The following is a 23,196-nucleotide window of genomic DNA, read 5'->3' as shown; positions in this document are numbered from 1 at the left end:
AGTTCTGATGCCGGAAGGCCCGGAGATCCGCCGCGCGGCGGACAGCCTTGAAGCCGCGGTAAAAGGCAGGCCGCTGACCGGCGCCTGGTTTGCGTTTGATGCCCTGAAGCCGTTTGAAGCGCAGCTGGTCGGGCAGACGGTGACTGCGATTGAAACCCGCGGCAAGGCGCTGCTGACCCATTTTTCGGGCGGCCTGACCCTGTACAGCCACAATCAGCTTTACGGCGTGTGGCGGGTCGTGGATAGCGGTGAAACGCCGGAAACGAGCCGCACGCTGCGCGTGAGGCTGGAAACGGCGGAGAAGGCGATTTTGCTCTACAGCGCCTCGGAGATTGCGATGCTGAATGCCGATGAACTGGCGGCGCATCCCTTCCTCAATCGCGTCGGACCGGACGTGCTGGATATGACCCTGACGGCGGAGCAGGTGGCTGAGCGGCTTTTGTCCCCGCGCTTTCGCAACCGCCAGTTCTCTGGCCTGCTCCTGGATCAGGCGTTTCTGGCCGGGCTTGGCAACTACCTGCGGGTGGAGATCCTCTGGGCGTGTGAGCTGGCCCCGACCCGCAAGGCGAGCCAGCTCGACGAAATGCAGCTTGCGCGGCTGTCTCAGGCGCTGCTGGCGGTGCCAAGGCTCTCCTACAGCACGCGCGGTCGGCCGGACGAGGGCCCGCATCACGGGGCGCTGTTTCGCTTTAAGGTGTTTCACCGCGAGGGCAAGCAGTGCGAACGCTGCGGCGGAATCATTGACCGCATGATGATGGCTTCGCGGCCGTTTTACTGGTGCCCGCACTGTCAGAAGTAGGCTGCTGAGAGGGCAAAGTGAAGTGCGGATCCGGACGCCGGGGCTTTTGACATAGTTGGATGGCGGGAATAGACTAACTCAGGTTAGCTGGTGTGAAGCACGCTCTGGTTGAGGCTCCTGAACCAGAAAATAACGTTTTAAACATGAAAGCCCGACCTCACCAGTCGGGCTTTTTTGTACCTATAGTCCGGTTCAGTACTTTGAGTTTACTTTTGAGCCTTCTTATAATCCCTGTCGTTAGTGGTGATACGCTCTGTGCAAGCTTGATGCACTGTGCCGTTGAAATGGATTTTTGCGCTTGCATAAAGTATGCGGGAATGTGTTCAAGTCCTGGCTGAGTACGGGTGGTGCCGGCTCAGAGCTTCAACCAGAGCGTGTTTCACACCAGTTAACAGTGTGATCCTGTTAGCCAGGCGCGGAAAGGCTGTAACAGAGATAGCACGCTCCTCACGGAGCAACGTGATGAAGGGATTCCTCGAAATCACCGTCATCGCTCTGAAAGCACTCGTGGCTTTTATTGAGCTGATCCTGGCCTGTTTACCGTAAGCTGCCGGGAAACGTAACTAAGGCCGCCGGCTCACCCCCGGGGGCCTTTAACTTTGTAATCTACGCTGCACACAGATAAAAAAACGCGCCCGAAGGCGCGTTTTGCTTACGACATTACCACTTAGCTCTTTTTCAAATCTGATTTGAAGTCGCGCTTCTCGTAGCCGGTGTACAGCTGGCGCGGACGGGCAATTTTCATGCCTTCGCCGTGCATTTCGTTCCAGTGGGCGATCCAGCCAACGGTACGCGCCATGGCAAAAATCACGGTGAACATGGAGGACGGAATACCCATCGCCTTCAGAATGATGCCGGAGTAGAAGTCGACGTTCGGGTAGAGTTTGCGCTCGATGAAGTACGGGTCGTTGAGCGCGATGTGCTCCAGCTCCATGGCTACCTGCAGCAGTTCATCTTTGGTTCCCAGCTCTTTCAGCACTTCGTGGCAGGTTTCGCGCATCACGGTGGCGCGCGGATCGTAGTTCTTGTACACGCGGTGGCCGAAGCCCATCAGGCGGAACGAGTCGTTCTTATCCTTGGCGCGGCGCACGAATTCAGGAATGTGCTCGACGGTGCTGATCTCTTCCAGCATCTTCAGGGCCGCTTCGTTGGCGCCGCCGTGGGCCGGTCCCCACAGCGAGGCGATACCGGCGGCGATACAGGCGAACGGGTTAGCGCCGGAGGAGCCTGCGGTGCGCACGGTGGAGGTCGAGGCGTTCTGCTCGTGGTCGGCGTGCAGGATCAGGATGCGATCCATAGCGCGCTCAAGCACCGGGTTAACCTTGTACTCTTCACACGGCGTGGAGAACATCATATTCAGGAAGTTGCCCGCGTAGGAGAGATCGTTGCGCGGATAGACGAACGGCTGACCGATTGAGTACTTGTAGCACATCGCCGCCATGGTCGGCATTTTCGACAGCAGGCGGAAGGCCGCAATTTCACGGTGGCGCGGGTTATTCACGTCCAGGGAGTCGTGATAGAACGCCGCCAGCGCGCCGGTAATACCGCACATAACGGCCATCGGATGCGAGTCGCGGCGAAACGCGTGGAACAGGCGGGTGATCTGTTCATGAATCATCGTGTGGCGAGTGACGGTCACTTTGAACTCGTCAAACTCAGCCTGGGTCGGTTTTTCACCGTACAGCAGGATGTAGCATACTTCGAGGTAGTTAGAGTCCGTTGCCAGCTGGTCAATCGGGAAACCACGATGCAGCAGGATACCTTCGTCACCGTCGATAAACGTAATTTTGGATTCACAGGATGCGGTGGAGGTAAAGCCGGGATCAAACGTGAATACGTTGTTCGAGCCGAGCGTACGGATGTCAATTACGTCCTGACCAAGCGTACCTTTTAGCACGTTTAGTTCAATAGCAGCATCACCAAAAGTGAGCTTTGCCTTTGTATCAGCCATTTGCGGTCTCCTTAGCGCCTTATGCTTAAGACTGCCGGATGCCGGATTTGCTTTCAGACTGTGGAATGTGGCGTTACCAGTTTGTTATTTGGCTCACAGCTCCGTTGAAGAGGGTAAACCAGGGTACAGAGCAAGGGGCGCCTGAAGGTATACACTCATTCTACAGTGAAAATACAGCAAATCAGGAAGTTAGCAGTCCGTTTATTCAAACCTGACTATCACTATTAACTGTCCGGGTTATGTCGGTCAACACTTTCTCACTGTTGCATAACTTATTGTCAGGTGAAATAGTGACCCCATAACTTTTACGCATTATATGCCTTTTTAGGTGATGGTTGTAACAGTAATGTTTAATAATTGTCAAATCAGATGGTTAATTTTTAAAAGAATGTTGTAACCGTGATGACGATCACTGTTCCGCAGAAAACCCAACAAACTATATGTAGTTTAATTGTAATGATTTTGTGAACGCCCTATAATGCCGCCAGGTCTCCGGAATACCCTGCATCCCGAGCCACCCAGCGTTGTTAATGTGTCGTTTTTAGCTCTGTAAATGGAGTTTTTACATGACGCGCAGTTATAGAAAAGGACGCTGTCTGACCCGCATGCAGACCGGAGGAAGGAAACAATAAGAACAGCATGTGGGCGTTATTCATGATAAAAAATGTGAAAAAACAAAGACCTGTTAATCTGGATCTTCGAACGATCCGGTTCCCGATCACGGCGATAGCGTCCATTCTTCACCGCGTATCCGGGGTTATCACTTTTGTTGCAGTCGGCATTCTGCTTTGGCTGCTGGGCACCAGTCTCTCCTCACCTGAAGGCTTCCTCACCGCTAGCTCGATCATGGGCAGCTTCTTCGCCAAGTTCATTATCTGGGGCATCCTTACCGCGCTGGCATATCATGCTGTCGGCGGTATTCGCCATATGCTGATGGACACCGGGTATCTGGAAGAGACATTAGAGGCCGGAAAACGGTCCGCCCAAATTTCTTTTGTTATCACTGTCGTGCTTTCACTTCTCGCAGGAGTCCTCGTATGGTAAGCAACGCCTCAGCACTGGGACGCAACGGCGTACATGACTACATCCTGGTTCGTGCCACCGCTATCGTTCTGACTCTGTACATCATCTATATGGTCGGTTTCTTTGCCACAAGCGGCACGCTGACCTGGGAAGTCTGGACAGGGTTCTTCTCTTCCGCCTTCACCAAAGTTTTCACCCTGCTGGCTCTGTTTTCAATCTTGATTCATGCCTGGATCGGCATGTGGCAGGTGTTGACCGACTACGTTAAACCGCTGGCCATTCGCCTGCCGCTGCAGCTGCTGATTGTTGTCGCGCTGCTGGTTTACGTCATTTATGGATTTGTTGTGGTGTGGGGTGTGTAATGAAACTGCCAGTCAGAGAATTTGATGCTGTTGTTATTGGTGCCGGGGGCGCAGGTATGCGCGCGGCGCTGCAGATTTCCCAGAGCGGCCAGACCTGTGCGCTGCTCTCTAAAGTGTTTCCAACCCGTTCCCACACCGTTTCCGCACAGGGTGGTATTACCGTTGCGCTCGGTAACACCCATGAGGACAACTGGGAATGGCACATGTATGACACCGTAAAAGGGTCAGACTACATTGGCGATCAGGACGCGATTGAATATATGTGCAAAACCGGCCCGGAAGCCATTCTGGAGCTTGAGCACATGGGGCTGCCGTTTTCCCGTCTTGACGATGGCCGCATCTACCAGCGCCCGTTCGGCGGCCAGTCGAAAAACTTCGGCGGCGAGCAGGCGGCGCGTACCGCCGCCGCGGCTGACCGTACCGGCCACGCCCTGCTGCATACGCTGTATCAGCAGAACCTGAAAAACCACACCACGATTTTCTCCGAGTGGTATGCGCTGGACCTGGTGAAAAACCAGGATGGCGCGGTTGTCGGCTGCACCGCGCTGTGCATCGAAACCGGTGAAGTGGTTTACTTCAAAGCCAACGCTACCGTGCTGGCGACCGGCGGCGCTGGCCGTATCTATCAGTCCACCACCAACGCCCACATTAACACCGGCGACGGCGTCGGCATGGCTATCCGCGCTGGCGTCCCGGTGCAGGATATGGAGATGTGGCAATTCCACCCGACCGGCATCGCCGGCGCGGGCGTCCTGGTCACCGAAGGCTGCCGCGGTGAAGGCGGCTATCTGCTGAACAAGCACGGCGAACGCTTCATGGAGCGCTACGCGCCGAACGCCAAAGACCTGGCGGGCCGCGACGTAGTGGCGCGCTCGATCATGATTGAGATCCGTGAAGGCCGCGGCTGCGACGGCCCGTGGGGCCCGCACGCGAAGCTGAAGCTTGACCATCTGGGTAAAGAAGTTCTGGAATCCCGCCTGCCGGGCATCCTTGAACTCTCCCGTACCTTCGCCCACGTCGATCCGGTGAAAGAGCCGATCCCGGTTATCCCGACCTGCCATTATATGATGGGCGGTATTCCGACCAAAGTGACCGGCCAGGCGCTGACCGTCAACGAGAAGGGCGAAGACGTGGTGATCCCGGGCCTGTTTGCGGTCGGCGAAATCGCCTGCGTATCGGTCCACGGCGCGAACCGCCTCGGCGGCAACTCGCTGCTCGACCTGGTGGTCTTCGGCCGCGCGGCCGGTCTGCATCTTCAGGAGTCTATCGCTGAGCAGGGCGCGCTGCGCGACGCCAGCGAGTCTGACATCGAAGGTTCGCTGGACCGCCTCAATCGCTGGAACAACACCCGCAGCGGTGAAGATCCGGTAGCTATCCGCAAGGCGCTGCAGGAGTGCATGCAGCACAACTTCTCGGTGTTCCGCGAAGGCGACGCGATGGCGAAGGGCCTTGAGCAGCTGAAAACGATCCGCGAGCGTCTGAAAAATGCCCGTCTGGACGACACCTCCAGCGAGTTTAATACCCAGCGCGTTGAGTGCCTGGAGCTGGATAACCTGATGGAAACCGCTTACGCCACGGCCGTTTCTGCGAATTTCCGTACCGAAAGCCGCGGCGCCCACAGCCGCTTCGACTTCCCGGACCGCGATGACGCAAACTGGCTCTGTCACTCCCTGTACCAGCCGCAAACGGAATCCATGACGCGTCGAACCGTCAATATGGAACCGAAGCTGCGTCCGGCATTCCCGCCGAAAGTGCGTACCTACTAATTGCGGAGACAGGAAAATGAGACTCGAGTTTTCAGTATATCGTTACAACCCGGATGTCGATGACGCGCCGCGCATGCAGGATTATACCCTGGAGGCGGAAGAGGGCCGGGACATGATGCTGCTGGATGCGCTGATCCAGCTAAAAGAGAAAGACCCGACCCTGGCGTTCCGTCGCTCCTGCCGTGAAGGCGTCTGCGGCTCCGATGGCCTGAACATGAACGGCAAAAACGGTCTGGCCTGTATTACCCCAATCTCCGCGCTGAACCAGCCCGGTAAGAAAATCGTGATTCGTCCGCTGCCCGGTCTGCCGGTGATCCGCGATTTGGTGGTAGACATGGGACAGTTCTATGCCCAGTATGAGAAGATTAAGCCTTACTTATTGAATAATGGACAAAATCCACCCGCTCGCGAGCACTTACAGTCGCCGGAGCAGCGTGAGAAGATCGACGGATTGTATGAGTGTATTCTCTGCGCATGTTGTTCAACCTCCTGCCCGTCGTTCTGGTGGAATCCGGATAAGTTTATCGGCCCGGCCGGTCTGCTGGCGGCATACCGCTTCCTGATTGACAGCCGCGATACCGAAACCGACAGTCGTCTTGACGGTCTGAGCGATGCATTCAGCGTATTCCGCTGCCACAGCATCATGAACTGCGTTAGCGTTTGTCCGAAAGGGCTGAACCCGACGCGGGCTATCGGCCATATCAAGTCGATGCTGCTTAACCGCAGCGCGTAATAAGGCCCGCGCCCTCTCCCTGCGTGAGAGGGCGCGGAACTGCAGGAAACCTCTAAAAACTGCCATACAGCATGACGGAATAATCAAGGCGTTCAGCGCGGGTAAAGGTCGCAACGCAGTAGCAGCCTGAACGACGACGATTATCAGACAGTTTTTAAAGGTTCCTTCGCGAGCCCAATACTACAGAAGAGCTCGCAGGTGAACCCCGGCACGCACGCTTGATGTGCGTGGTTGTTTCTACGGCGAAATAAGCACACAAAGTGCTTAAGGGATCACGATGCAGAACGGCGCAATGAAAGCCTGGCTGGACTCTTCCTTCCTCTCTGGCTCCAACCAGAGCTGGATCGAACAGCTCTATGAAGACTTCTTAACCGATCCGGACTCTGTTGACGCTAACTGGCGCTCAATGTTCCAGCAACTGCCTGGAACCGGAGTCAAACCCGATCAATTTCACTCCAAAACGCGTGATTATTTCCGTCGTCTGGCGAAGGATGCCTCACGTTATACTTCCGCGATTTCCGATCCTGACACTAACATCAAGCAGGTCAAAGTCCTGCAGATGATCAACGCCTACCGCTTCCGCGGCCACCAGAATGCGAATCTCGATCCGCTGGGGCTGTGGAAACAGGATCGCGTTGCTGACCTGGATCCTGCTTTTCACGATCTGACAGAAGCCGATTTCCAGGAAAGCTTTAACGTAGGTTCTTTTGCCATCGGTAAAGATACGATGAAGCTGGGCGAGCTGATTGATGCCCTCAAGCAGACTTACTGCGGCTCCATCGGTGCGGAATACATGCATATTACCTCGACCGAAGAGAAGCGCTGGATCCAGCAGCGTCTTGAATCCGTCGTGGGTCACGCCAGCTTCTCGGCCGATGAGAAAAAGCGTTTTCTCAGCGAGCTGACGGCGGCTGAAGGCCTGGAGCGCTATCTCGGGGCGAAATTCCCGGGCGCTAAACGCTTCTCGCTGGAAGGCGGCGATGCGCTGGTACCGATGCTTAAAGAACTTATCCGCCACGCCGGCAACAACGGCACCCGCGAAGTGGTGCTCGGCATGGCGCACCGCGGCCGCCTCAACGTGCTGGTCAACGTGCTGGGTAAAAAACCGCAGGACCTGTTTGACGAGTTCGCGGGCAAGCACAAAGAGCACCTCGGCACCGGCGACGTGAAGTACCACATGGGCTTCTCGTCCGATATCGAAACCGAAGGTGGCCTGGTTCACCTCGCGCTGGCGTTTAACCCGTCGCACCTTGAAATCGTCAGCCCGGTGGTTATCGGCTCCGTGCGCGCGCGTCTCGACCGTCTCGACGAACCGAGCAGCAATAAAGTGCTGCCGATCACCATTCACGGCGACGCCGCGGTGACCGGGCAGGGCGTGGTGCAGGAAACCCTGAACATGTCGAAAGCCCGCGGCTACGAAGTGGGCGGCACCGTGCGCATTGTGATTAACAACCAGGTGGGCTTCACCACCTCTAATCCGCTGGATGCGCGCTCTTCACCGTACTGCACCGACATCGGCAAGATGGTGATGGCGCCGATTTTCCACGTCAATGCCGACGATCCGGAAGCGGTCGCTTTTGTTACCCGCCTGGCGCTCGATTTCCGCAACACCTTCAAGCGCGACGTGTTTATCGATCTGGTCTGCTACCGCCGCCACGGCCATAACGAAGCCGATGAGCCGAGCGCGACCCAGCCGCTGATGTACCAGAAGATCAAAAAACACCCGACGCCGCGTAAAATTTACGCCGACCGTCTGGAGCAGAACAAGGTCGCTACTCTGGAAGACGCCACCGAGATGGTCAACCTTTACCGCGACGCGCTGGATGCCGGCGAGTGCGTGGTGAAAGAGTGGCGCCCGATGAATATGCACTCCTTTACCTGGTCGCCGTACCTCAACCACGAGTGGGATGAGAGCTACCCGAACAAGGTCGAGATGAAGCGCCTGCAGGAGCTGGCCAAGCGCATCAGCACCGTGCCGGAATCGGTTGAGATGCAGTCCCGCGTTGCCAAAATCTACGGCGATCGCCAGGCGATGGCCGCAGGCGAGAAGCTGTTCGACTGGGGCGGCGCGGAAAACCTGGCCTACGCCACGCTGGTCGATGAGGGGATTCCTATCCGCCTGTCCGGCGAAGACTCCGGTCGCGGCACCTTCTTCCACCGCCACGCGGTGATCCACAACCAGACCAACGGCTCAAGCTATACGCCGCTGCAGCACGTGCACAACGGCCAGGGCTCCTTCCGCGTCTGGGACTCCGTGCTGTCGGAAGAGGCGGTACTGGCCTTTGAATACGGCTACGCAACGGCGGAGCCGCGCACCCTGACCATCTGGGAAGCGCAGTTCGGCGACTTCGCCAACGGCGCGCAGGTGGTTATCGACCAGTTCATCAGCTCCGGCGAGCAGAAGTGGGGCCGCATGTGCGGTCTGGTGATGCTGCTGCCGCACGGCTACGAAGGGCAGGGCCCGGAGCACTCCTCCGCGCGCCTCGAGCGCTATCTGCAGCTCTGCGCCGAGCAGAATATGCAGGTTTGCGTACCGTCCACGCCCGCGCAGGTATACCACATGCTGCGTCGCCAGGCGCTGCGTGGGATGCGTCGTCCGCTGGTGGTGATGTCGCCGAAATCGCTGCTGCGCCATCCGCTGGCGGTCTCCTCGCTTGACGAACTGGCCAACGGCACCTTCCAGCCGGCGATCGGTGAAATCGACGAGCTGGATCCGAAAGCCGTGAAGCGCGTCGTGATGTGTGCCGGTAAGGTTTACTACGACCTGCTGGAGCAGCGCCGCAAAAACGAACAAAAAGATGTCGCCATTGTGCGCATCGAACAGCTCTACCCGTTCCCGCACCAGGCGGTACAGGAAGCGCTGAAGCCTTATGCACACGTGCACGATTTTGTCTGGTGCCAGGAAGAGCCGCTCAACCAGGGCGCATGGTACTGCAGCCAGCATCATCTGCGCGATGTGATTCCGTTTGGGGCAGCCCTCAAATATGCGGGTCGCCCGGCCTCCGCCTCGCCGGCGGTAGGTTACATGTCCGTTCACCAGAAACAGCAACAAGATCTGGTCAATGACGCGCTGAACGTCGATTAAATAAAGGATACACAATGAGTAGCGTAGATATTCTGGTTCCCGACCTGCCTGAATCCGTAGCCGATGCCACTGTTGCCACCTGGCACAAGAAACCGGGCGACGCGGTTGTTCGCGATGAAGTGCTGGTAGAAATCGAAACTGACAAAGTGGTACTGGAAGTACCGGCGTCGGCTGACGGCATTCTCGATGCTGTTCTGGAAGATGAAGGCACGACCGTGACTTCCCGCCAGATCCTTGGCCGTCTGCGCGAAGGCAACAGCGCGGGTAAAGCCACCGATGCCAAAGCTGAAAGCAAAGAGTCCACGCCGGCTCAGCGTCAGCAGGCTTCCCTGGAAGAGCAGAACAACGATGCGCTCAGCCCGGCGATCCGTCGCCTGCTGGCCGAGCACAATCTCGATGCCAGCGCCATTAAAGGCACCGGCGTCGGCGGCCGCCTGACGCGCGAAGACGTTGAGAAGCATCTGGCGAAGGCGCCGGCGAAAGAGGAGGCGAAAGCCGCCCCTGAAGCCGCGCCGGCGCCGCTGGCCGGTCGCTCCGAAAAACGCGTGCCGATGACCCGCCTGCGCAAGCGCGTGGCCGAGCGTCTGCTGGAGGCGAAAAACTCCACCGCGATGCTGACCACCTTTAACGAAGTCAACATGAAGCCGATCATGGATCTGCGCAAGCAGTACGGCGAGGCGTTTGAAAAACGCCACGGTATCCGCCTGGGCTTTATGTCCTTCTACGTGAAGGCTGTCGTGGAAGCGCTGAAGCGCTACCCGGAAGTGAACGCCTCTATCGACGGCGAAGATGTGGTGTACCACAACTACTTCGACGTCAGCATGGCGGTCTCCACGCCGCGCGGCCTGGTGACCCCGGTTCTGCGCGACGTTGATGCGCTGGGTATGGCGGACATCGAGAAGAAAATCAAAGAGCTGGCGATCAAGGGCCGCGACGGCAAGCTGACCGTTGACGATCTGACCGGCGGTAACTTCACCATTACCAACGGCGGCGTATTTGGCTCCCTGATGTCAACGCCGATCATCAACCCGCCGCAGAGCGCGATCCTCGGCATGCACGCCATTAAGGATCGCCCGATGGCGGTCAATGGCAAGGTCGAGATCCTGCCGATGATGTACCTGGCGCTCTCCTACGATCATCGCCTGATCGATGGCCGCGAGTCCGTGGGCTATCTGGTGGCCATTAAAGAGCTGCTGGAAGATCCGACTCGCCTGCTGCTGGACGTTTAGTTTTTTCCGTATCACCTGTCCCGCGGGCCCGCTGAGGCCCGCGGGTAAATGATAACGATTACCTGAAAAGTGGATAGAACGCATGAACTTACATGAATACCAGGCCAAACAGCTATTTGCCCGTTATGGTTTACCTGCGCCGGTAGGCTATGCCTGCTCGACCCCGCGCGAAGCCGAAGAAGCCGCCTCGAAAATTGGCGCCGGCCCGTGGGTTGTGAAGTGCCAGGTACACGCCGGCGGCCGCGGTAAAGCGGGCGGCGTAAAAGTGGTGAACAGCAAAGAAGAGATCCGCGCTTTTGCTGAAAACTGGCTGGGTAAACGTCTGGTCACCTATCAAACGGATGCCAACGGTCAGCCGGTAAACCAGATTCTGGTCGAAGCCGCCACCGACATCGCGAAAGAACTCTATCTGGGCGCCGTGGTTGACCGCAGCTCCCGCCGCGTGGTTTTCATGGCCTCTACCGAAGGCGGCGTGGAAATCGAAAAAGTGGCTGAAGAGACGCCGCACCTGATCCACAAAGTCGCGCTGGATCCGCTGGCCGGCCCGATGCCTTATCAGGGGCGCGAGCTGGCGTTCAAACTCGGTCTGGAAGGCAAGCTGGTACAGCAGTTCACCAAGATCTTCATGGGCCTGGCGACCATCTTCCTGGAGCGCGATCTGGCGCTGATCGAAATTAACCCGCTGGTGATCACCAAGCAGGGCGATCTTATCTGCCTCGACGGCAAGCTGGGCGCTGACGGCAACGCGCTGTTCCGCCAGGCCGATCTGCGCGAAATGCGCGATCAGTCGCAGGAAGATGCCCGCGAAGCCCAGGCGGCGCAGTGGGAGCTGAACTATGTCGCCCTCGACGGCAACATCGGCTGCATGGTTAACGGCGCCGGCCTGGCGATGGGCACCATGGACATCGTTAAGCTGCACGGCGGCGAGCCGGCAAACTTCCTCGACGTAGGCGGCGGCGCGACCAAAGAGCGCGTGACCGAAGCGTTCAAAATCATCCTGTCTGACGACAACGTTAAAGCCGTACTGGTCAACATCTTCGGCGGCATCGTGCGCTGCGACCTGATTGCCGACGGCATCATTGGCGCAGTAGCGGAAGTGGGCGTTAGCGTGCCGGTCGTTGTACGTCTGGAAGGTAACAACGCCGAACTCGGCGCCAAGAAACTGGCTGACAGCGGCCTGAATATTATTGCAGCGAAAAGTCTGACGGATGCAGCTCAGCAGGTTGTTGCCGCAGTGGAGGGGAAATAATGTCAGTTTTAATCAATAAAGACACCAAGGTTATCTGCCAGGGCTTCACCGGTAGCCAGGGGACATTCCACTCCGAGCAGGCGATTGCCTACGGTACGCAGATGGTTGGCGGCGTTACGCCGGGCAAAGGCGGCACCACGCATCTCGGCCTGCCGGTGTTCAACACCGTGCGCGAAGCGGTAGAAGCAACGGGCGCTACCGCCACCGTTATCTACGTGCCGGCACCGTTCTGCAAAGACTCCATCCTGGAAGCTATCGATGCAGGCATTAAGCTGATTATCACCATCACTGAAGGCATCCCGACGCTGGATATGCTGACCGTGAAGGTGAAACTGGACGAAGCCGGCGTGCGCATGATTGGCCCGAACTGTCCGGGCGTTATCACCCCGGGCGAATGTAAAATCGGTATCATGCCGGGCCACATTCACAAGCCGGGCAAAGTGGGTATCGTTTCCCGTTCCGGGACCCTGACCTATGAAGCCGTTAAGCAGACCACCGACTACGGTTTCGGCCAGTCTACCTGCGTGGGCATCGGCGGCGACCCGATCCCGGGCTCTAACTTCATCGATATCCTGAAGATGTTCCAGGAAGATCCGCAGACCGAAGCGATTGTCATGATCGGTGAGATCGGCGGTAGCGCGGAAGAAGAAGCTGCGGCCTACATTAAAGAGCACGTGACCAAGCCGGTTGTGGGCTACATCGCGGGCGTGACGGCGCCGAAAGGCAAGCGTATGGGCCACGCGGGCGCCATTATCGCAGGCGGGAAGGGCACGGCGGACGAGAAGTTCGCTGCGCTTGAAGCGGCCGGTGTGAAAACCGTACGCAGCCTGGCCGATATCGGCGAGGCGCTGAAATCCATCATTAAGTAAATCCTCTCTGCTCCCCGCCTGGGGAGCATTATATGTCCGATTTCGACATGGTTGGCCGCTGAAAAGCGGCCTTTTTTATTCTCGCCGCGCTCCCGCAGCCGTGTTCTGTACCCCGCTGCCGCTTCTGAGCGGGAGCATCGTCAATCTGCGAGTTGTTTTTTTATTTAATTCACGTAAATGAAATGTGATTGGAATGAGCTATACTTTTTCGATCGCCGATACCTAACGGGATGTGGACGATTCTCTGACATCCTGCCCCTCCGCCCGGCCTTTCATATTGCCGGTAAAAAATAAATTCCCTTTCTGACTAAATCACTCTTATTTGATAACTATCAATATACTGTTAAGAACATGTTTTTAACATTACGTTCACTATCCAACTCAATGGAACACATAATTAACAAAAGAGCGAAAAAATTGATTTAAAACAATATCTAACTTATGGCGTCTACTACTGAAAGGCGGTAAATTGTTGTAGATCAAACTGGCCGAAAGTCAGTATATTCGCTATATATTGATCGCTGTCGTAAAACGTAAAACAGATTCAACAAAAACCTGTTTATTGTAAGGTCTTTACGGCGTAATATATTCGAGGGATCAATTCAGGTTTTTTATTAACGTATTTGCAACCTTTGCTCAGGGCTGTTTGCTTTTGTTCAAACAGTCATGAGCAGGGAAGTAAATAATTTTGGTATTGGGGCATGCGTGTGATTCCTTAACCGGTTTCACTCTCGGAGTCTTCATGCGATGAGCAAGGAGTCATGATGTTAGATATAGTCGAACTGTCGCGCTTACAGTTTGCCTTGACTGCGATGTACCACTTCATGTTTGTGCCGCTAACGCTCGGTATGGCGTTCCTGCTGGCCATCATGGAAACGGTCTACGTTCTCTCCGGCAAACAGATTTACAAAGATATGACCAAGTTCTGGGGCAAGTTGTTTGGTATCAACTTTGCCCTGGGTGTGGCTACCGGTCTGACCATGGAGTTCCAGTTCGGGACAAACTGGTCTTACTACTCTCACTACGTGGGGGATATCTTCGGTGCGCCGCTGGCCATCGAAGGGCTGATGGCCTTCTTCCTCGAATCCACCTTTGTGGGTCTGTTCTTCTTCGGTTGGGATCGCCTGGGGAAAGTTCAGCACATGGCCGTCACCTGGCTGGTAGCGCTAGGGTCTAACCTCTCGGCACTCTGGATCCTGGTGGCGAACGGCTGGATGCAAAACCCTATCGCATCTGACTTCAACTTCGAAACCATGCGCATGGAGATGGTGAGCTTCGCCGATCTGGTACTCAACCCGGTCGCTCAGGTGAAATTCGTGCACACCGTCGCCTCCGGTTACTGCACCGGTGCGATGTTCATCCTCGGTATCAGCGCCTACTACATGCTGCGTAACCGCGACTTCGCGTTTGCCAAGCGCTCCTTCGCGATTGCCGCCAGCTTCGGTATGGCTGCCGTACTTTCCGTTATCGTGCTGGGTGATGAGTCTGGCTACGAAATGGGCGACGTACAGAAAACCAAACTTGCTGCTATTGAAGCCGAATGGGAAACCCAGCCGGCGCCGGCGGCATTTACGCTGTTTGGTATTCCGGACCAGGATGCGCAGGAGAACCATCTGTCGATTCAGATCCCTTACGTACTCGGCCTTATCGCCACGCGCTCCGTGGATAAGCCGGTGACTGGCCTGAAAGAGCTGATGTCCCAGCACGAAGCGCGCATTCGCAACGGGATGATCGCTTACAAGCTGCTGGAAGAGCTGCGCGCCGGCACGGCGGACGCCTCGGTACGCGATGAGTTCAACAGCGTGAAGAAAGACCTCGGCTATGGCCTGCTGCTCAAGCGCTATACCGCGAACGTGTCTGACGCTACGGATGCGCAAATCAAGCAGGCAACCAAAGACTCGATCCCTCGCGTCCTGCCGCTCTACTTTGCCTTCCGTATCATGGTGGCCTGTGGCTTCCTGATGCTGCTTATTATTGCGCTCTCCTTCTGGACCGTGATTCGCAACCGCGTGGGTTCGAAGAAATGGCTGCTGCGCGCCTGCCTGTACGGTATCCCGCTGCCGTGGCTTGCCGTTGAGGCCGGCTGGTTTGTGGCTGAATACGGCCGTCAGCCTTGGGCGATTGGTGAAGTGCTGCCAACGGCCGTGGCTAACTCTACGTTGACCGCCGGTGACCTGATCTTCTCTCTGGTGCTGATTTGCGGCCTGTATACGTTGTTCCTGGTCGCTGAACTGTTCCTGATGTTCAAGTTCGCGCGTCTGGGGCCGAGCAGCCTGAAAACGGGTCGCTATCACTATGAGCAATCCACCGTGGCTCAGCCGGCACGCTAAGACAGGAGTCGTCAAATGATCGATTATGAAGTATTGCGTTTTATCTGGTGGCTGCTGATAGGCATTCTGCTGATTGGCTTTGCGGTCGCCGACGGTTTCGACATGGGGGTGGGCATGCTCACCCGCGTGCTCGGTCGCACCGACACCGAGCGTCGAATTATGATTAACTCCATCGCCCCGCACTGGGACGGTAACCAGGTGTGGCTCATCACCGCCGGCGGCGCGCTGTTTGCCGCCTGGCCGATGGTTTACGCAGCGGCCTTCTCCGGCTTCTACGTGGCGATGATCCTGGTGCTGGCATCCCTGTTCTTCCGTCCGGTCGGCTTTGACTACCGTTCGAAGATTGCCGACACCCGCTGGCGTAATATGTGGGACTGGGGCATTTTCATCGGCAGCTTCGTGCCGCCGCTGGTTATCGGAGTGGCATTCGGCAACCTGCTGCAGGGCGTACCGTTCCATATTGATGAGTATCTGCGCCTGTACTACACCGGCAACTTCTTCCAGCTGCTCAATCCGTTTGGTCTGCTGGCGGGGATTGTCAGCGTCGGGATGATTCTGACCCAGGGCGCGACCTATCTGCAGATGCGTACTGTGGGCGATCTGCACCTGCGCACCCGCGCCACCTCGCAGATTGCTGCCCTGGTGACGCTGGTCTGCTTCGCCCTGGCGGGCGTCTGGGTCTACTACGGTATCGACGGTTACGTGGTGAAATCGGTTATCGACCACGGCGCGGCCTCAAACCCGCTGACCAAAGAGGTCACGCGTGAAGCCGGCGCGTGGATGGTGAACTTCAACAACATGCCGGCGCTGTGGGTTATCCCTCTGCTGGGCGTGGTGCTGCCGCTGTTCACTATCGTGATGTCGCGTGCCAATAAAGGCGCCTGGGCGTTTGTGTTCTCTTCCCTGACGCTGGCCTGCATCATCCTGACTGCCGGTATCGCGATGTTCCCGTTCGTTATGCCGTCCAGCACCATGCTGAACGCCAGCCTGACCATGTGGGACGCGACCTCCAGCCAGCTGACGCTGAACGTGATGACCTATGTGGCCGCGGTGTTTGTGCCGATCATTCTGATTTACACCACCTGGTGTTACTGGAAGATGTTCGGGCGCCTCACCAAAGAGCACATTGAAAGCAACTCGACCTCTCTGTACTAAGTAAGGAGCTACATATGTGGTATTTCGCATGGATCCTGGGAACGCTTCTTGCCTGTGCCTTTGGAGTGATCACCGCGCTGGCGCTGGAGCACGTTGAAGCCGGGCAGCCAGAAGATCATTGATGAATAAAATTATCGCTTACGTTTATGCGGTAATGGATAAGGGCCCGCTCAGGGCCCTTTCCTTGCTGATGGCGCTGGTGCTGGCGGGCTGCATTTTCTGGGACCCCTCCCGCTTTGCGGCGAAAACCAGCAGCCTGGAGATCTGGCACGGCTTTCTTATCATGTGGGCGGTCTGCGCCGGGGTGATCCACGGCGTCGGCTTTCGTCCGAAATCACTGCTTTGGCAGGGGCTATTTTGCCCGCTTCTGGCAGACCTGGTGCTGCTTTGTGGGCTGATTTTCTTCTGGTTTTGACTAAGAATGCTCCTTTAATCTAATGGGTCCTTCCGGACCCATAAATATTTTACTCTCCCTTTACTTTCACCCATTCCAAAGCAACTTTGCCGCGCGTATAGTAGCGAAGTTTAAAAGCACTCAATTTTGTTGCATTACCGGGATGTAAAGTGAATACAACGCTGTTTCGATGGCCGGTTCGGGTCTACTACGAAGACACCGACGCCGGTGGCGTGGTTTACCACGCCAGCTATGTCGCTTTCTATGAAAGAGCACGCACTGAGATGCTGCGCCACCATCACTTTAGCCAGCAGGTTCTGTTGGCTGAACGGGTTGCGTTTGTGGTGCGTAAAATGACGCTGGACTATCTTGCCCCCGCCCGACTGGACGACATGCTGGAAGTACAGACCGAAATTACGGCCATGCGCGGGACGTCTCTGGTCTTCACGCAGCGCATCGTCAACGCCGATAACGCGGTGCTTAACCAGGCAGAAGTGCTGATCGTGTGCGTTGATCCACTCTTAATGAAGCCTCGTGCGCTTCCCAAGTCTATTGTCGCGGAGTTCAAGCAGTGACTGACATGAATATCCTTGATTTGTTCCTGAAGGCAAGCCTTCTGGTTAAACTTATCATGCTGATTTTAATTGGTTTCTCCATTGCGTCCTGGGCCATCATCATCCAGAGAACGCGTATTCTTAACGCCGCTGGCCGCGAAGCCGAGGCCTTTGAGGACAAATTCTGGTCCGGCATTGAGCTTTCCCGCCTCTATCAGGAGAGCCAGGGACGCCGCGACAGCCTCGCAGGCTCTGAGCAGATCTTCTACAGCGGTTTTAAAGAGTTTGCCCGTCTGCACCGCGCCAACAGCCACGCGCCGGAGGCCATCGTTGAAGGGGCGTCCCGCGCTATGCGTATCTCAATGAATCGCGAGCTGGAAACGCTCGAGACCCATATTCCGTTTCTCGGCACCGTTGGCTCCATCAGCCCGTATATCGGCCTGTTCGGCACGGTGTGGGGGATCATGCACGCCTTTATCGCGCTGGGCGCAGTGAAGCAGGCGACTCTGCAGATGGTTGCACCGGGGATCGCCGAAGCGCTGATCGCCACCGCTATTGGCCTGTTTGCCGCCATTCCTGCTGTCATGGCCTATAACCGCCTCAACCAGCGGGTGAACAAGCTGGAGCTGAACTACGACAACTTTATGGAAGAGTTCACCGCCATTCTGCACCGTCAGGCGTTTACCATCAGCGAGAGCAACAAGGGGTAAGCCATGGCCAGAGCACGTGGACGCGGACGGCGCGAGCTGAAGTCCGAAATCAACATCGTTCCGCTGCTGGATGTGTTGCTGGTGCTGCTGCTGATTTTTATGGCGACGGCGCCGATTATTACCCAGAGCGTGGAAGTGGATCTGCCTGACGCCAACGAAACCCAGGCCGTCAGCACTAACGACGACCCACCCGTTATCGTTGAGGTATCGGGAGTAGGGCAGTACAGCGTCAACGTGGGTCAGGAAAAGATGCCGCAGCTGCCGCCTGAGCAGGTGGTCGCTGAGGCCCAGCGCCGCCTGCAGGCCAATCCGAAAGCGGTCTTTTTGATCGGCGGCGCGAAAGACGTGCCTTACGATGAAATCATTAAAGCGCTGAACCTGTTACACAGCGCGGGCGTGAAATCCGTTGGTCTGATGACCAAACCGATCTAACCCGGCTGACAGGCAACCAGTTTTTGGGAACCGAGAGTGTCAAAGGCAACCGAACAAAACGACAAGCTGAAACGCGCGATCATCATTTCAGTCGTACTGCACATCATTCTGATTGTGCTACTGATCTGGAGTTCGTTTGACGAGCACATTGATGCATCGGCCGGCGGCGGCGGTGGTTCATCCATCGACGCCGTGATGGTCGATCCCGGCGCCGTTGTCGAAAATTATAATCGCCAGCAGAATCAGCAGGCCAGCGCGAAGCGCGCCGAAGAGCAGCGTGAAAAGCAGGCCCAGCAGCAGGCGAAAGAGATGCGTGAGAAGCAGGCCGCCGAGCAGGAGCGCCTGAAGCAGATGGAGCAGGAGCGGCTTAAGGCGCAGGAAGAGGCGAAAGAAGCGGCAAAAGAAGCGCAGGAGCAGCAGAAGCAGGCGCAGGAAGCCGCGGCGAAAGAGGCCGCCGAAGCAAAGGCGAAAGCAGAGGCCGATGCTAAAGCGCAGGCGCAGGCAGAAGCAAAAGCTGAGGCGAAAGCGAAAGCCGAAGCCGATGCCAAAGCCGAGGCTGCGGCAGAGGCGGCGAAGAAAGCCGCCGCCGACGCGCAGAAAAAGGCCCAGGCGGATGCCGCAAAAGCCGCGGCAGATGCGCAGAAAAAAGCGCAGGCCGAGGCCGCGAAAGCCGCCGCTGATGCGAAGAAGAAAGCGGAAGCCGAGGCGGCGAAGGCTGCCGCTGAGGCCGAGAAAAAAGCCGAGGCCGTAGCCGCGAAGAAGGCCCAGCAGGAGGCCGAGAAGAAGGCCGCCGCTGACGCCGCGAAGAAAGCCGCTGCCGCCGAGGCAGCCGAAAAGGCGGCCGCCGAAAAAGCCGCAGCTAAAAAAGCGGCCGCTGAAAAGGCTGCGGCAGAGAAAGCGGCGGCAGAAAAAGCCGCCGCCGCCGAGAAGGCCGCTGCGGCAAAAGCGGCTGCCAAAAAGGCTGCCGCTGAGAAAGCCGCCGCCGCGAAGGCCGCTGCCGCTAAAAAGGCTGCCGAAGCGAAAGATGCCGCCGGGGTGGATGATCTGTTGGGCGATCTCAGTTCCGGTAAGAATGCGCCGAAATCCGGAGGCGGAGCAAAAGGAAACAATGCATCTGCTGCCGGAAGCGGTAACACTAAAAACAACGGTGCTTCTGGCGCTGATATCAGTAACTATGCAGGACAGATTAAGTCAGCCATCGAAAGCCGCTTTTACGATGCGTCGTCGTACACCGGGAAAGTATGCACCTTACGCATTAAACTGAATCCGGACGGCACGCTGGCTAATATTCAGTCTGAAGGCGGCGATCCGGCTCTTTGTACTGCTGCGCTGGCTGCGGCAAGACAGGCGCGTTTTCCGAAGCCGCCTTCACAGGCCGTGTATGAGGTGTTTAAAAACGCACCGCTTGATTTCAAGCCGTAAGTTATCTTCTTAACGGATAAAGGAGAGTGGCGCACCAGTCAGGCCGTAGAGTTAGATAGTCGTCTATAGTTGAGTTTGTTAATATTCTGCTAAATTATCGCAGGTTTACTGCCTGGATAAGGGAGATAAGATGAAGCAGGCATTACGCGTATTTTTAGGTTTTTTCATCCTGTGGGCGGCGGCGCTGCACGCAGAAGTTCGTATTGAAATCACCCAGGGCGTGGACTCGGCGCGCCCGATTGGCGTGGTTCCCTTTAAGTGGGCCGGGCAGGGCGCTGCGCCTGCGGAGATTGGCGGCATCGTTGCTGCCGACCTGCGCAACAGCGGCAAGTTTAACCCGCTGGACGCCTCTCGCCTGCCGCAGCAGCCTTCCACTGCGCAGGAAGTTCAGCCTGCGGCCTGGTCGGCGCTCGGTATTGATGCTGTCGTCGTAGGCCAGGTCACGCCGAACCCGGACGGCTCTTACACCGTCGCCTATCAGCTGGTCGATACCGGCGGGGCGCCGGGCACCGTGCTGGCGCAGAACTCCTATAAGGTGAACAAGCAGTGGCTGCGCTATGCCGGCCACACCGCCAGCGACGAAGTGTTCCAGAAGCTGACCGGCATCAAGGGCGCTTTCCGTACCCGCATCGCCTACGTGGTCCAGACCAACGGCGGCCAGTTCCCGTACGAGCTGCGCGTCTCTGACTACGACGGCTACAACCAGTTCGTTGTCCACCGCTCGGCGCAGCCGCTAATGTCTCCGGCCTGGTCGCCGGATGGCTCCAAGCTTGCCTACGTCAGCTTCGAAAGCGGTCGTTCTGCGCTGGTGGTGCAGACGCTGGCTAACGGCGCGGTGCGTCAGATTGCCTCTTTCCCGCGCCACAACGGCGCACCGTCGTTCTCACCTGACGGTACTAAGCTGGCATTTGCCCTGTCGAAAACCGGCAGCCTCAACCTGTACGTGATGGATCTCGCTTCCGGCCAGATTCGTCAGGTGACCGATGGCCGCAGCAACAACACTGAACCGAGCTGGTTCCCGGACAGCCAGAACCTGGCCTTTACTTCCGATCAGGCTGGTCGTCCGCAGGTATACAAAGTCAACATCAACGGCGGTACGCCGCAGCGCATCACCTGGGAAGGCTCTCAGAACCAGGATGCTGATGTGAGCTCCGACGGTAAAATAATGGTAATGGTCAGCTCGGCGAACGGCCAGCAGCACATTGCCAAACAAGATCTGGCAGCGGGTGGCGTACAGGTTCTGTCGTCAACGTTCCTGGATGAAACGCCAAGTCTGGCACCTAACGGCACCATGGTAATCTACAGCTCTTCTCAGGGGATGGGATCCGTGCTGAATCTGGTTTCTACAGATGGGCGTTTCAAAGCGCGTCTTCCGGCGACTGATGGACAGGTTAAATCGCCTGCCTGGTCACCGTATCTGTGATAATAAATAATCGAATATTATAGGAATCAAAGAAATGCAACTGAACAAAGTGCTGAAAGGACTGATGATCGTTCTGCCGGTTATGGCCATCGCCGCGTGTTCTTCCAACAAGAACGCCAGCAACGACCAGAGCGGTGAAGGAATGATGGGTGCCGGCACCGGTATGGATGCTAACGGCAGCGGCAACGCCTCTTCTGAAGAGCAGGCGCGTCTGCAGATGCAGCAGCTGCAGCAGAACAACATCGTTTACTTCGGTCTCGACAAGTACGATGTAAGCTCCGAATTCGCCGCGATGCTGGACGCGCACGCAAACTTCCTGCGCAGCAACCCGTCCTACAAAGTCACCGTAGAAGGTCACGCTGACGAACGCGGTACGCCGGAGTACAACATCGCCCTGGGCGAGCGTCGTGCCAACGCCGTTAAAATGTACCTGCAGGGTAAAGGCGTATCTGCTGACCAGATCTCCATCGTTTCCTACGGTAAAGAAAAACCTGCAGTACTGGGCCACGACGAAGCGGCTTACGCCAAGAACCGTCGCGCCGTACTGGTATACTAAGAGAATTGCATGAGCAGTAACTTCAGACATCATCTGTTGAGTCTGTCGTTACTGGTTGGCATAGCGGCCCCCTGGGCCGCTTTTGCTCAGGCGCCAATCAGTAGTGTAGGCTCAGGCTCGGTCGAAGACCGCGTCACTCAACTCGAGCGCATCTCCAACGCGCACAGCCAGCTTTTAACCCAGCTTCAGCAGCAGCTCCAGGATAACCAGACCGATATTGACTCGCTGCGCGGTCAAATCCAGGAAAATCAGTATCAGCTCAATCAGGCGGTAGAGCGCCAGAAGCAGATCCAGTCCCAGCTTGACGGTATGAGCAGCGGCAGCAGCGCAGCGCAGGCCCAGAGCGGTGCCGGCGATCAGAGCACTGCCTCAGCGCCGGCTGCCAGCGCCGCGGCCTCTTCTGGCGCGCCGGTACAGAGCGGAGACGCCAATACCGACTATAATGCCGCTATCGCGCTGGTGAAGGACAGTTCGCGTCAGGACGATGCTATTGCGGCGTTCCAGAGCTTCATCAAACGCTACCCTGATTCAACCTACCTGCCGAACGCCAACTACTGGCTCGGGCAGCTGAATTACAATAAGGGTAAAAAAGATGATGCGGCCTACTATTTCGCTTCAGTAGTAAAAAACTACCCGAAATCGCCTAAAGCGGCCGATGCGATGTTTAAAGTCGGCGTTATCATGCAGGAGAAGGGCGATACTGCGAAAGCCAAAGCGGTTTATCAGCAGGTTGTCAGTAAATATCCCGGCACCGACGGTGCAAAACAGGCACAAAAACGCCTGAATGGCCTCTGATGCTTACGGCATGACCCGAAATCGCATTAATTCTGGTCATGCCGCATGATTCCTAAGCAGTTGAACTCTCTTTGCAAAAATATGTGTTGCGCTGAAATCTGAAATCAGTAATATATGCCGCCGTTGCCAAGGGATATCAAACATCCTGAAAGCGGCGAAAATAGTGGGTCGTTAGCTCAGTTGGTAGAGCAGTTGACTTTTAATCAATTGGTCGCAGGTTCGAATCCTGCACGACCCACCAATCGCAAAGTGTGTGGCGATTGTAAAAACGTGAAGGATAACGTTGCGTAAGCAACGGCCCGTAGGGCGAGGCGAAGCCAAGTCATCCTGCACGACCCACCACTAACCAGCGCAGTATC

Annotated in this window: 22 protein-coding genes and 1 tRNA gene; 21 read left to right on the top strand and 2 right to left on the bottom strand. The window is 56.8% G+C overall.

Going from position 1 to position 23,196, the window contains the following annotated elements; translation table 11 throughout:
* Nucleotides 1-7: 7 nt before the first annotated feature.
* Nucleotides 8-799 carry an endonuclease VIII gene (gene nei / locus ENGE1_RS21890; RefSeq protein ID WP_048253057.1) on the top strand — a complete coding sequence of 264 codons (792 nt, stop codon included), beginning with the start codon at nucleotides 8-10 and terminating at the stop codon, nucleotides 797-799.
* A gap of 667 nt (nucleotides 800-1,466) precedes the next feature.
* Here the strand turns inward: nei and ENGE1_RS21885 are convergent.
* A complete protein-coding gene (locus tag ENGE1_RS21885) occupies nucleotides 1,467-2,750 on the bottom strand; it encodes a citrate synthase (RefSeq protein ID WP_043085146.1) in 1,284 nt (427 codons plus the stop codon).
* Nucleotides 2,751-2,955: 205 nt separating this feature from the next.
* The gene (locus tag ENGE1_RS29580) at nucleotides 2,956-3,063 is read right to left on the bottom strand and encodes a hypothetical protein (RefSeq protein ID WP_420030081.1); all 108 of its coding nucleotides are present in this window, start codon (nucleotides 3,061-3,063) and stop codon (nucleotides 2,956-2,958) included.
* 326 nt (nucleotides 3,064-3,389) lie between these two features.
* Here ENGE1_RS29580 and sdhC point away from each other — a divergent pair, with 326 nt between their 5' ends.
* From sdhC to ENGE1_RS21785, 20 genes are all read left to right on the top strand, one after another.
* Nucleotides 3,390-3,794 (top strand): succinate dehydrogenase cytochrome b556 subunit, encoded by a 405-nt coding sequence (sdhC, locus tag ENGE1_RS21880; RefSeq protein WP_045288638.1) that lies wholly within the window; start codon nucleotides 3,390-3,392, stop codon nucleotides 3,792-3,794.
* Nucleotides 3,788-4,135 (top strand): succinate dehydrogenase membrane anchor subunit, encoded by a 348-nt coding sequence (gene sdhD, locus ENGE1_RS21875; RefSeq protein WP_043085144.1) that lies wholly within the window; start codon nucleotides 3,788-3,790, stop codon nucleotides 4,133-4,135. Before sdhC ends, sdhD begins: the two co-directional genes overlap by 7 nt.
* On the top strand, nucleotides 4,135-5,901 hold the full coding sequence (gene sdhA, locus ENGE1_RS21870) for a succinate dehydrogenase flavoprotein subunit (protein WP_043085143.1): 1,767 nt from the start codon (nucleotides 4,135-4,137) through the stop codon (nucleotides 5,899-5,901). The genes sdhD and sdhA overlap by 1 nt, the downstream gene beginning before the upstream one ends.
* A gap of 16 nt (nucleotides 5,902-5,917) precedes the next feature.
* A complete protein-coding gene (sdhB, locus tag ENGE1_RS21865; protein ID WP_043085142.1) occupies nucleotides 5,918-6,634 on the top strand; it encodes a succinate dehydrogenase iron-sulfur subunit SdhB in 717 nt (238 codons plus the stop codon).
* A gap of 277 nt (nucleotides 6,635-6,911) precedes the next feature.
* Nucleotides 6,912-9,719, top strand: a complete 2,808-nt coding sequence (gene sucA, locus ENGE1_RS21860) for a 2-oxoglutarate dehydrogenase E1 component (RefSeq protein ID WP_043085141.1) — start codon at nucleotides 6,912-6,914, stop codon at nucleotides 9,717-9,719.
* Nucleotides 9,720-9,733: 14 nt separating this feature from the next.
* Nucleotides 9,734-10,948 carry a 2-oxoglutarate dehydrogenase complex dihydrolipoyllysine-residue succinyltransferase gene (odhB, locus tag ENGE1_RS21855; RefSeq protein ID WP_043085140.1) on the top strand — a complete coding sequence of 405 codons (1,215 nt, stop codon included), beginning with the start codon at nucleotides 9,734-9,736 and terminating at the stop codon, nucleotides 10,946-10,948.
* 82 nt (nucleotides 10,949-11,030) lie between these two features.
* The gene (sucC, locus tag ENGE1_RS21850; RefSeq protein ID WP_043085139.1) at nucleotides 11,031-12,197 is read left to right on the top strand and encodes an ADP-forming succinate--CoA ligase subunit beta; all 1,167 of its coding nucleotides are present in this window, start codon (nucleotides 11,031-11,033) and stop codon (nucleotides 12,195-12,197) included.
* Nucleotides 12,197-13,066, top strand: a complete 870-nt coding sequence (gene sucD / locus ENGE1_RS21845) for a succinate--CoA ligase subunit alpha (RefSeq protein WP_014169173.1) — start codon at nucleotides 12,197-12,199, stop codon at nucleotides 13,064-13,066. Before sucC ends, sucD begins: the two co-directional genes overlap by 1 nt.
* Before the next feature lie 764 nt (nucleotides 13,067-13,830).
* Nucleotides 13,831-15,396 (top strand): cytochrome ubiquinol oxidase subunit I, encoded by a 1,566-nt coding sequence (gene cydA, locus ENGE1_RS21840; RefSeq protein ID WP_043085137.1) that lies wholly within the window; start codon nucleotides 13,831-13,833, stop codon nucleotides 15,394-15,396.
* Between the two features lie 15 nt (nucleotides 15,397-15,411).
* Nucleotides 15,412-16,551, top strand: a complete 1,140-nt coding sequence (cydB, locus tag ENGE1_RS21835; RefSeq protein ID WP_043085135.1) for a cytochrome d ubiquinol oxidase subunit II — start codon at nucleotides 15,412-15,414, stop codon at nucleotides 16,549-16,551.
* A gap of 14 nt (nucleotides 16,552-16,565) precedes the next feature.
* Nucleotides 16,566-16,673, top strand: coding sequence for a cytochrome bd-I oxidase subunit CydX (gene cydX, locus ENGE1_RS21830; protein WP_064360761.1), 108 nt, complete (start codon nucleotides 16,566-16,568; stop codon nucleotides 16,671-16,673).
* Nucleotides 16,673-16,966 (top strand): cyd operon protein YbgE, encoded by a 294-nt coding sequence (ybgE, locus tag ENGE1_RS21825; RefSeq protein ID WP_043085133.1) that lies wholly within the window; start codon nucleotides 16,673-16,675, stop codon nucleotides 16,964-16,966. The genes cydX and ybgE overlap by 1 nt, the downstream gene beginning before the upstream one ends.
* Nucleotides 16,967-17,115: 149 nt before the next feature.
* On the top strand, nucleotides 17,116-17,520 hold the full coding sequence (gene ybgC / locus ENGE1_RS21820) for a tol-pal system-associated acyl-CoA thioesterase (RefSeq protein WP_043085131.1): 405 nt from the start codon (nucleotides 17,116-17,118) through the stop codon (nucleotides 17,518-17,520).
* A complete protein-coding gene (gene tolQ, locus ENGE1_RS21815) occupies nucleotides 17,517-18,209 on the top strand; it encodes a Tol-Pal system protein TolQ (protein ID WP_086499427.1) in 693 nt (230 codons plus the stop codon). Before ybgC ends, tolQ begins: the two co-directional genes overlap by 4 nt.
* Nucleotides 18,210-18,212: 3 nt before the next feature.
* Nucleotides 18,213-18,641, top strand: coding sequence for a colicin uptake protein TolR (gene tolR / locus ENGE1_RS21810; protein ID WP_043085127.1), 429 nt, complete (start codon nucleotides 18,213-18,215; stop codon nucleotides 18,639-18,641).
* A 36-nt stretch (nucleotides 18,642-18,677) separates the two neighbouring features.
* Complete coding sequence (gene tolA / locus ENGE1_RS21805; protein WP_048253059.1) at nucleotides 18,678-20,063, top strand: cell envelope integrity protein TolA; 1,386 nt, start codon at nucleotides 18,678-18,680, stop codon at nucleotides 20,061-20,063.
* Between the two features lie 130 nt (nucleotides 20,064-20,193).
* Complete coding sequence (gene tolB, locus ENGE1_RS21800; RefSeq protein ID WP_048253060.1) at nucleotides 20,194-21,486, top strand: Tol-Pal system beta propeller repeat protein TolB; 1,293 nt, start codon at nucleotides 20,194-20,196, stop codon at nucleotides 21,484-21,486.
* A 34-nt stretch (nucleotides 21,487-21,520) separates the two neighbouring features.
* Nucleotides 21,521-22,042 (top strand): peptidoglycan-associated lipoprotein Pal, encoded by a 522-nt coding sequence (pal, locus tag ENGE1_RS21795; protein ID WP_043085121.1) that lies wholly within the window; start codon nucleotides 21,521-21,523, stop codon nucleotides 22,040-22,042.
* Between the two features lie 9 nt (nucleotides 22,043-22,051).
* A complete protein-coding gene (cpoB, locus tag ENGE1_RS21790; RefSeq protein ID WP_043085120.1) occupies nucleotides 22,052-22,837 on the top strand; it encodes a cell division protein CpoB in 786 nt (261 codons plus the stop codon).
* A 165-nt stretch (nucleotides 22,838-23,002) separates the two neighbouring features.
* A tRNA-Lys gene (locus ENGE1_RS21785) sits at nucleotides 23,003-23,078 on the top strand.
* The last annotated feature ends 118 nt before the right edge of the window (nucleotides 23,079-23,196 follow it).

Origin of the sequence: Pluralibacter gergoviae ATCC 33028 = NBRC 105706, from assembly GCF_001598855.1 — a bacterium.
Lineage (GTDB): Bacteria > Pseudomonadota > Gammaproteobacteria > Enterobacterales > Enterobacteriaceae > Pluralibacter > Pluralibacter gergoviae.
This window is presented reverse-complemented; position numbering and strand designations above follow the sequence as displayed.

Bases quoted from the DNA above. Each gene is read 5' to 3' on its own strand.
- nei (WP_048253057.1), top strand. From the start codon at position 8: ATGCCGGAAGGCCCGGAGATCCGCCGCGCGGCGGACAGCCTTGAAGCC.
- ENGE1_RS21885 (WP_043085146.1), bottom strand. From the start codon at position 2,750: ATGGCTGATACAAAGGCAAAGCTCACTTTTGGTGATGCTGCTATTGAA.
- ENGE1_RS29580 (WP_420030081.1), bottom strand. From the start codon at position 3,063: ATGCGTAAAAGTTATGGGGTCACTATTTCACCTGACAATAAGTTATGC.
- sdhC (WP_045288638.1), top strand. From the start codon at position 3,390: ATGTGGGCGTTATTCATGATAAAAAATGTGAAAAAACAAAGACCTGTT.
- sdhD (WP_043085144.1), top strand. From the start codon at position 3,788: ATGGTAAGCAACGCCTCAGCACTGGGACGCAACGGCGTACATGACTAC.
- sdhA (WP_043085143.1), top strand. From the start codon at position 4,135: ATGAAACTGCCAGTCAGAGAATTTGATGCTGTTGTTATTGGTGCCGGG.
- sdhB (WP_043085142.1), top strand. From the start codon at position 5,918: ATGAGACTCGAGTTTTCAGTATATCGTTACAACCCGGATGTCGATGAC.
- sucA (WP_043085141.1), top strand. From the start codon at position 6,912: ATGCAGAACGGCGCAATGAAAGCCTGGCTGGACTCTTCCTTCCTCTCT.
- odhB (WP_043085140.1), top strand. From the start codon at position 9,734: ATGAGTAGCGTAGATATTCTGGTTCCCGACCTGCCTGAATCCGTAGCC.
- sucC (WP_043085139.1), top strand. From the start codon at position 11,031: ATGAACTTACATGAATACCAGGCCAAACAGCTATTTGCCCGTTATGGT.
- sucD (WP_014169173.1), top strand. From the start codon at position 12,197: ATGTCAGTTTTAATCAATAAAGACACCAAGGTTATCTGCCAGGGCTTC.
- cydA (WP_043085137.1), top strand. From the start codon at position 13,831: ATGTTAGATATAGTCGAACTGTCGCGCTTACAGTTTGCCTTGACTGCG.
- cydB (WP_043085135.1), top strand. From the start codon at position 15,412: ATGATCGATTATGAAGTATTGCGTTTTATCTGGTGGCTGCTGATAGGC.
- cydX (WP_064360761.1), top strand. From the start codon at position 16,566: ATGTGGTATTTCGCATGGATCCTGGGAACGCTTCTTGCCTGTGCCTTT.
- ybgE (WP_043085133.1), top strand. From the start codon at position 16,673: ATGAATAAAATTATCGCTTACGTTTATGCGGTAATGGATAAGGGCCCG.
- tolR (WP_043085127.1), top strand. From the start codon at position 18,213: ATGGCCAGAGCACGTGGACGCGGACGGCGCGAGCTGAAGTCCGAAATC.
- tolB (WP_048253060.1), top strand. From the start codon at position 20,194: ATGAAGCAGGCATTACGCGTATTTTTAGGTTTTTTCATCCTGTGGGCG.
- pal (WP_043085121.1), top strand. From the start codon at position 21,521: ATGCAACTGAACAAAGTGCTGAAAGGACTGATGATCGTTCTGCCGGTT.
- cpoB (WP_043085120.1), top strand. From the start codon at position 22,052: ATGAGCAGTAACTTCAGACATCATCTGTTGAGTCTGTCGTTACTGGTT.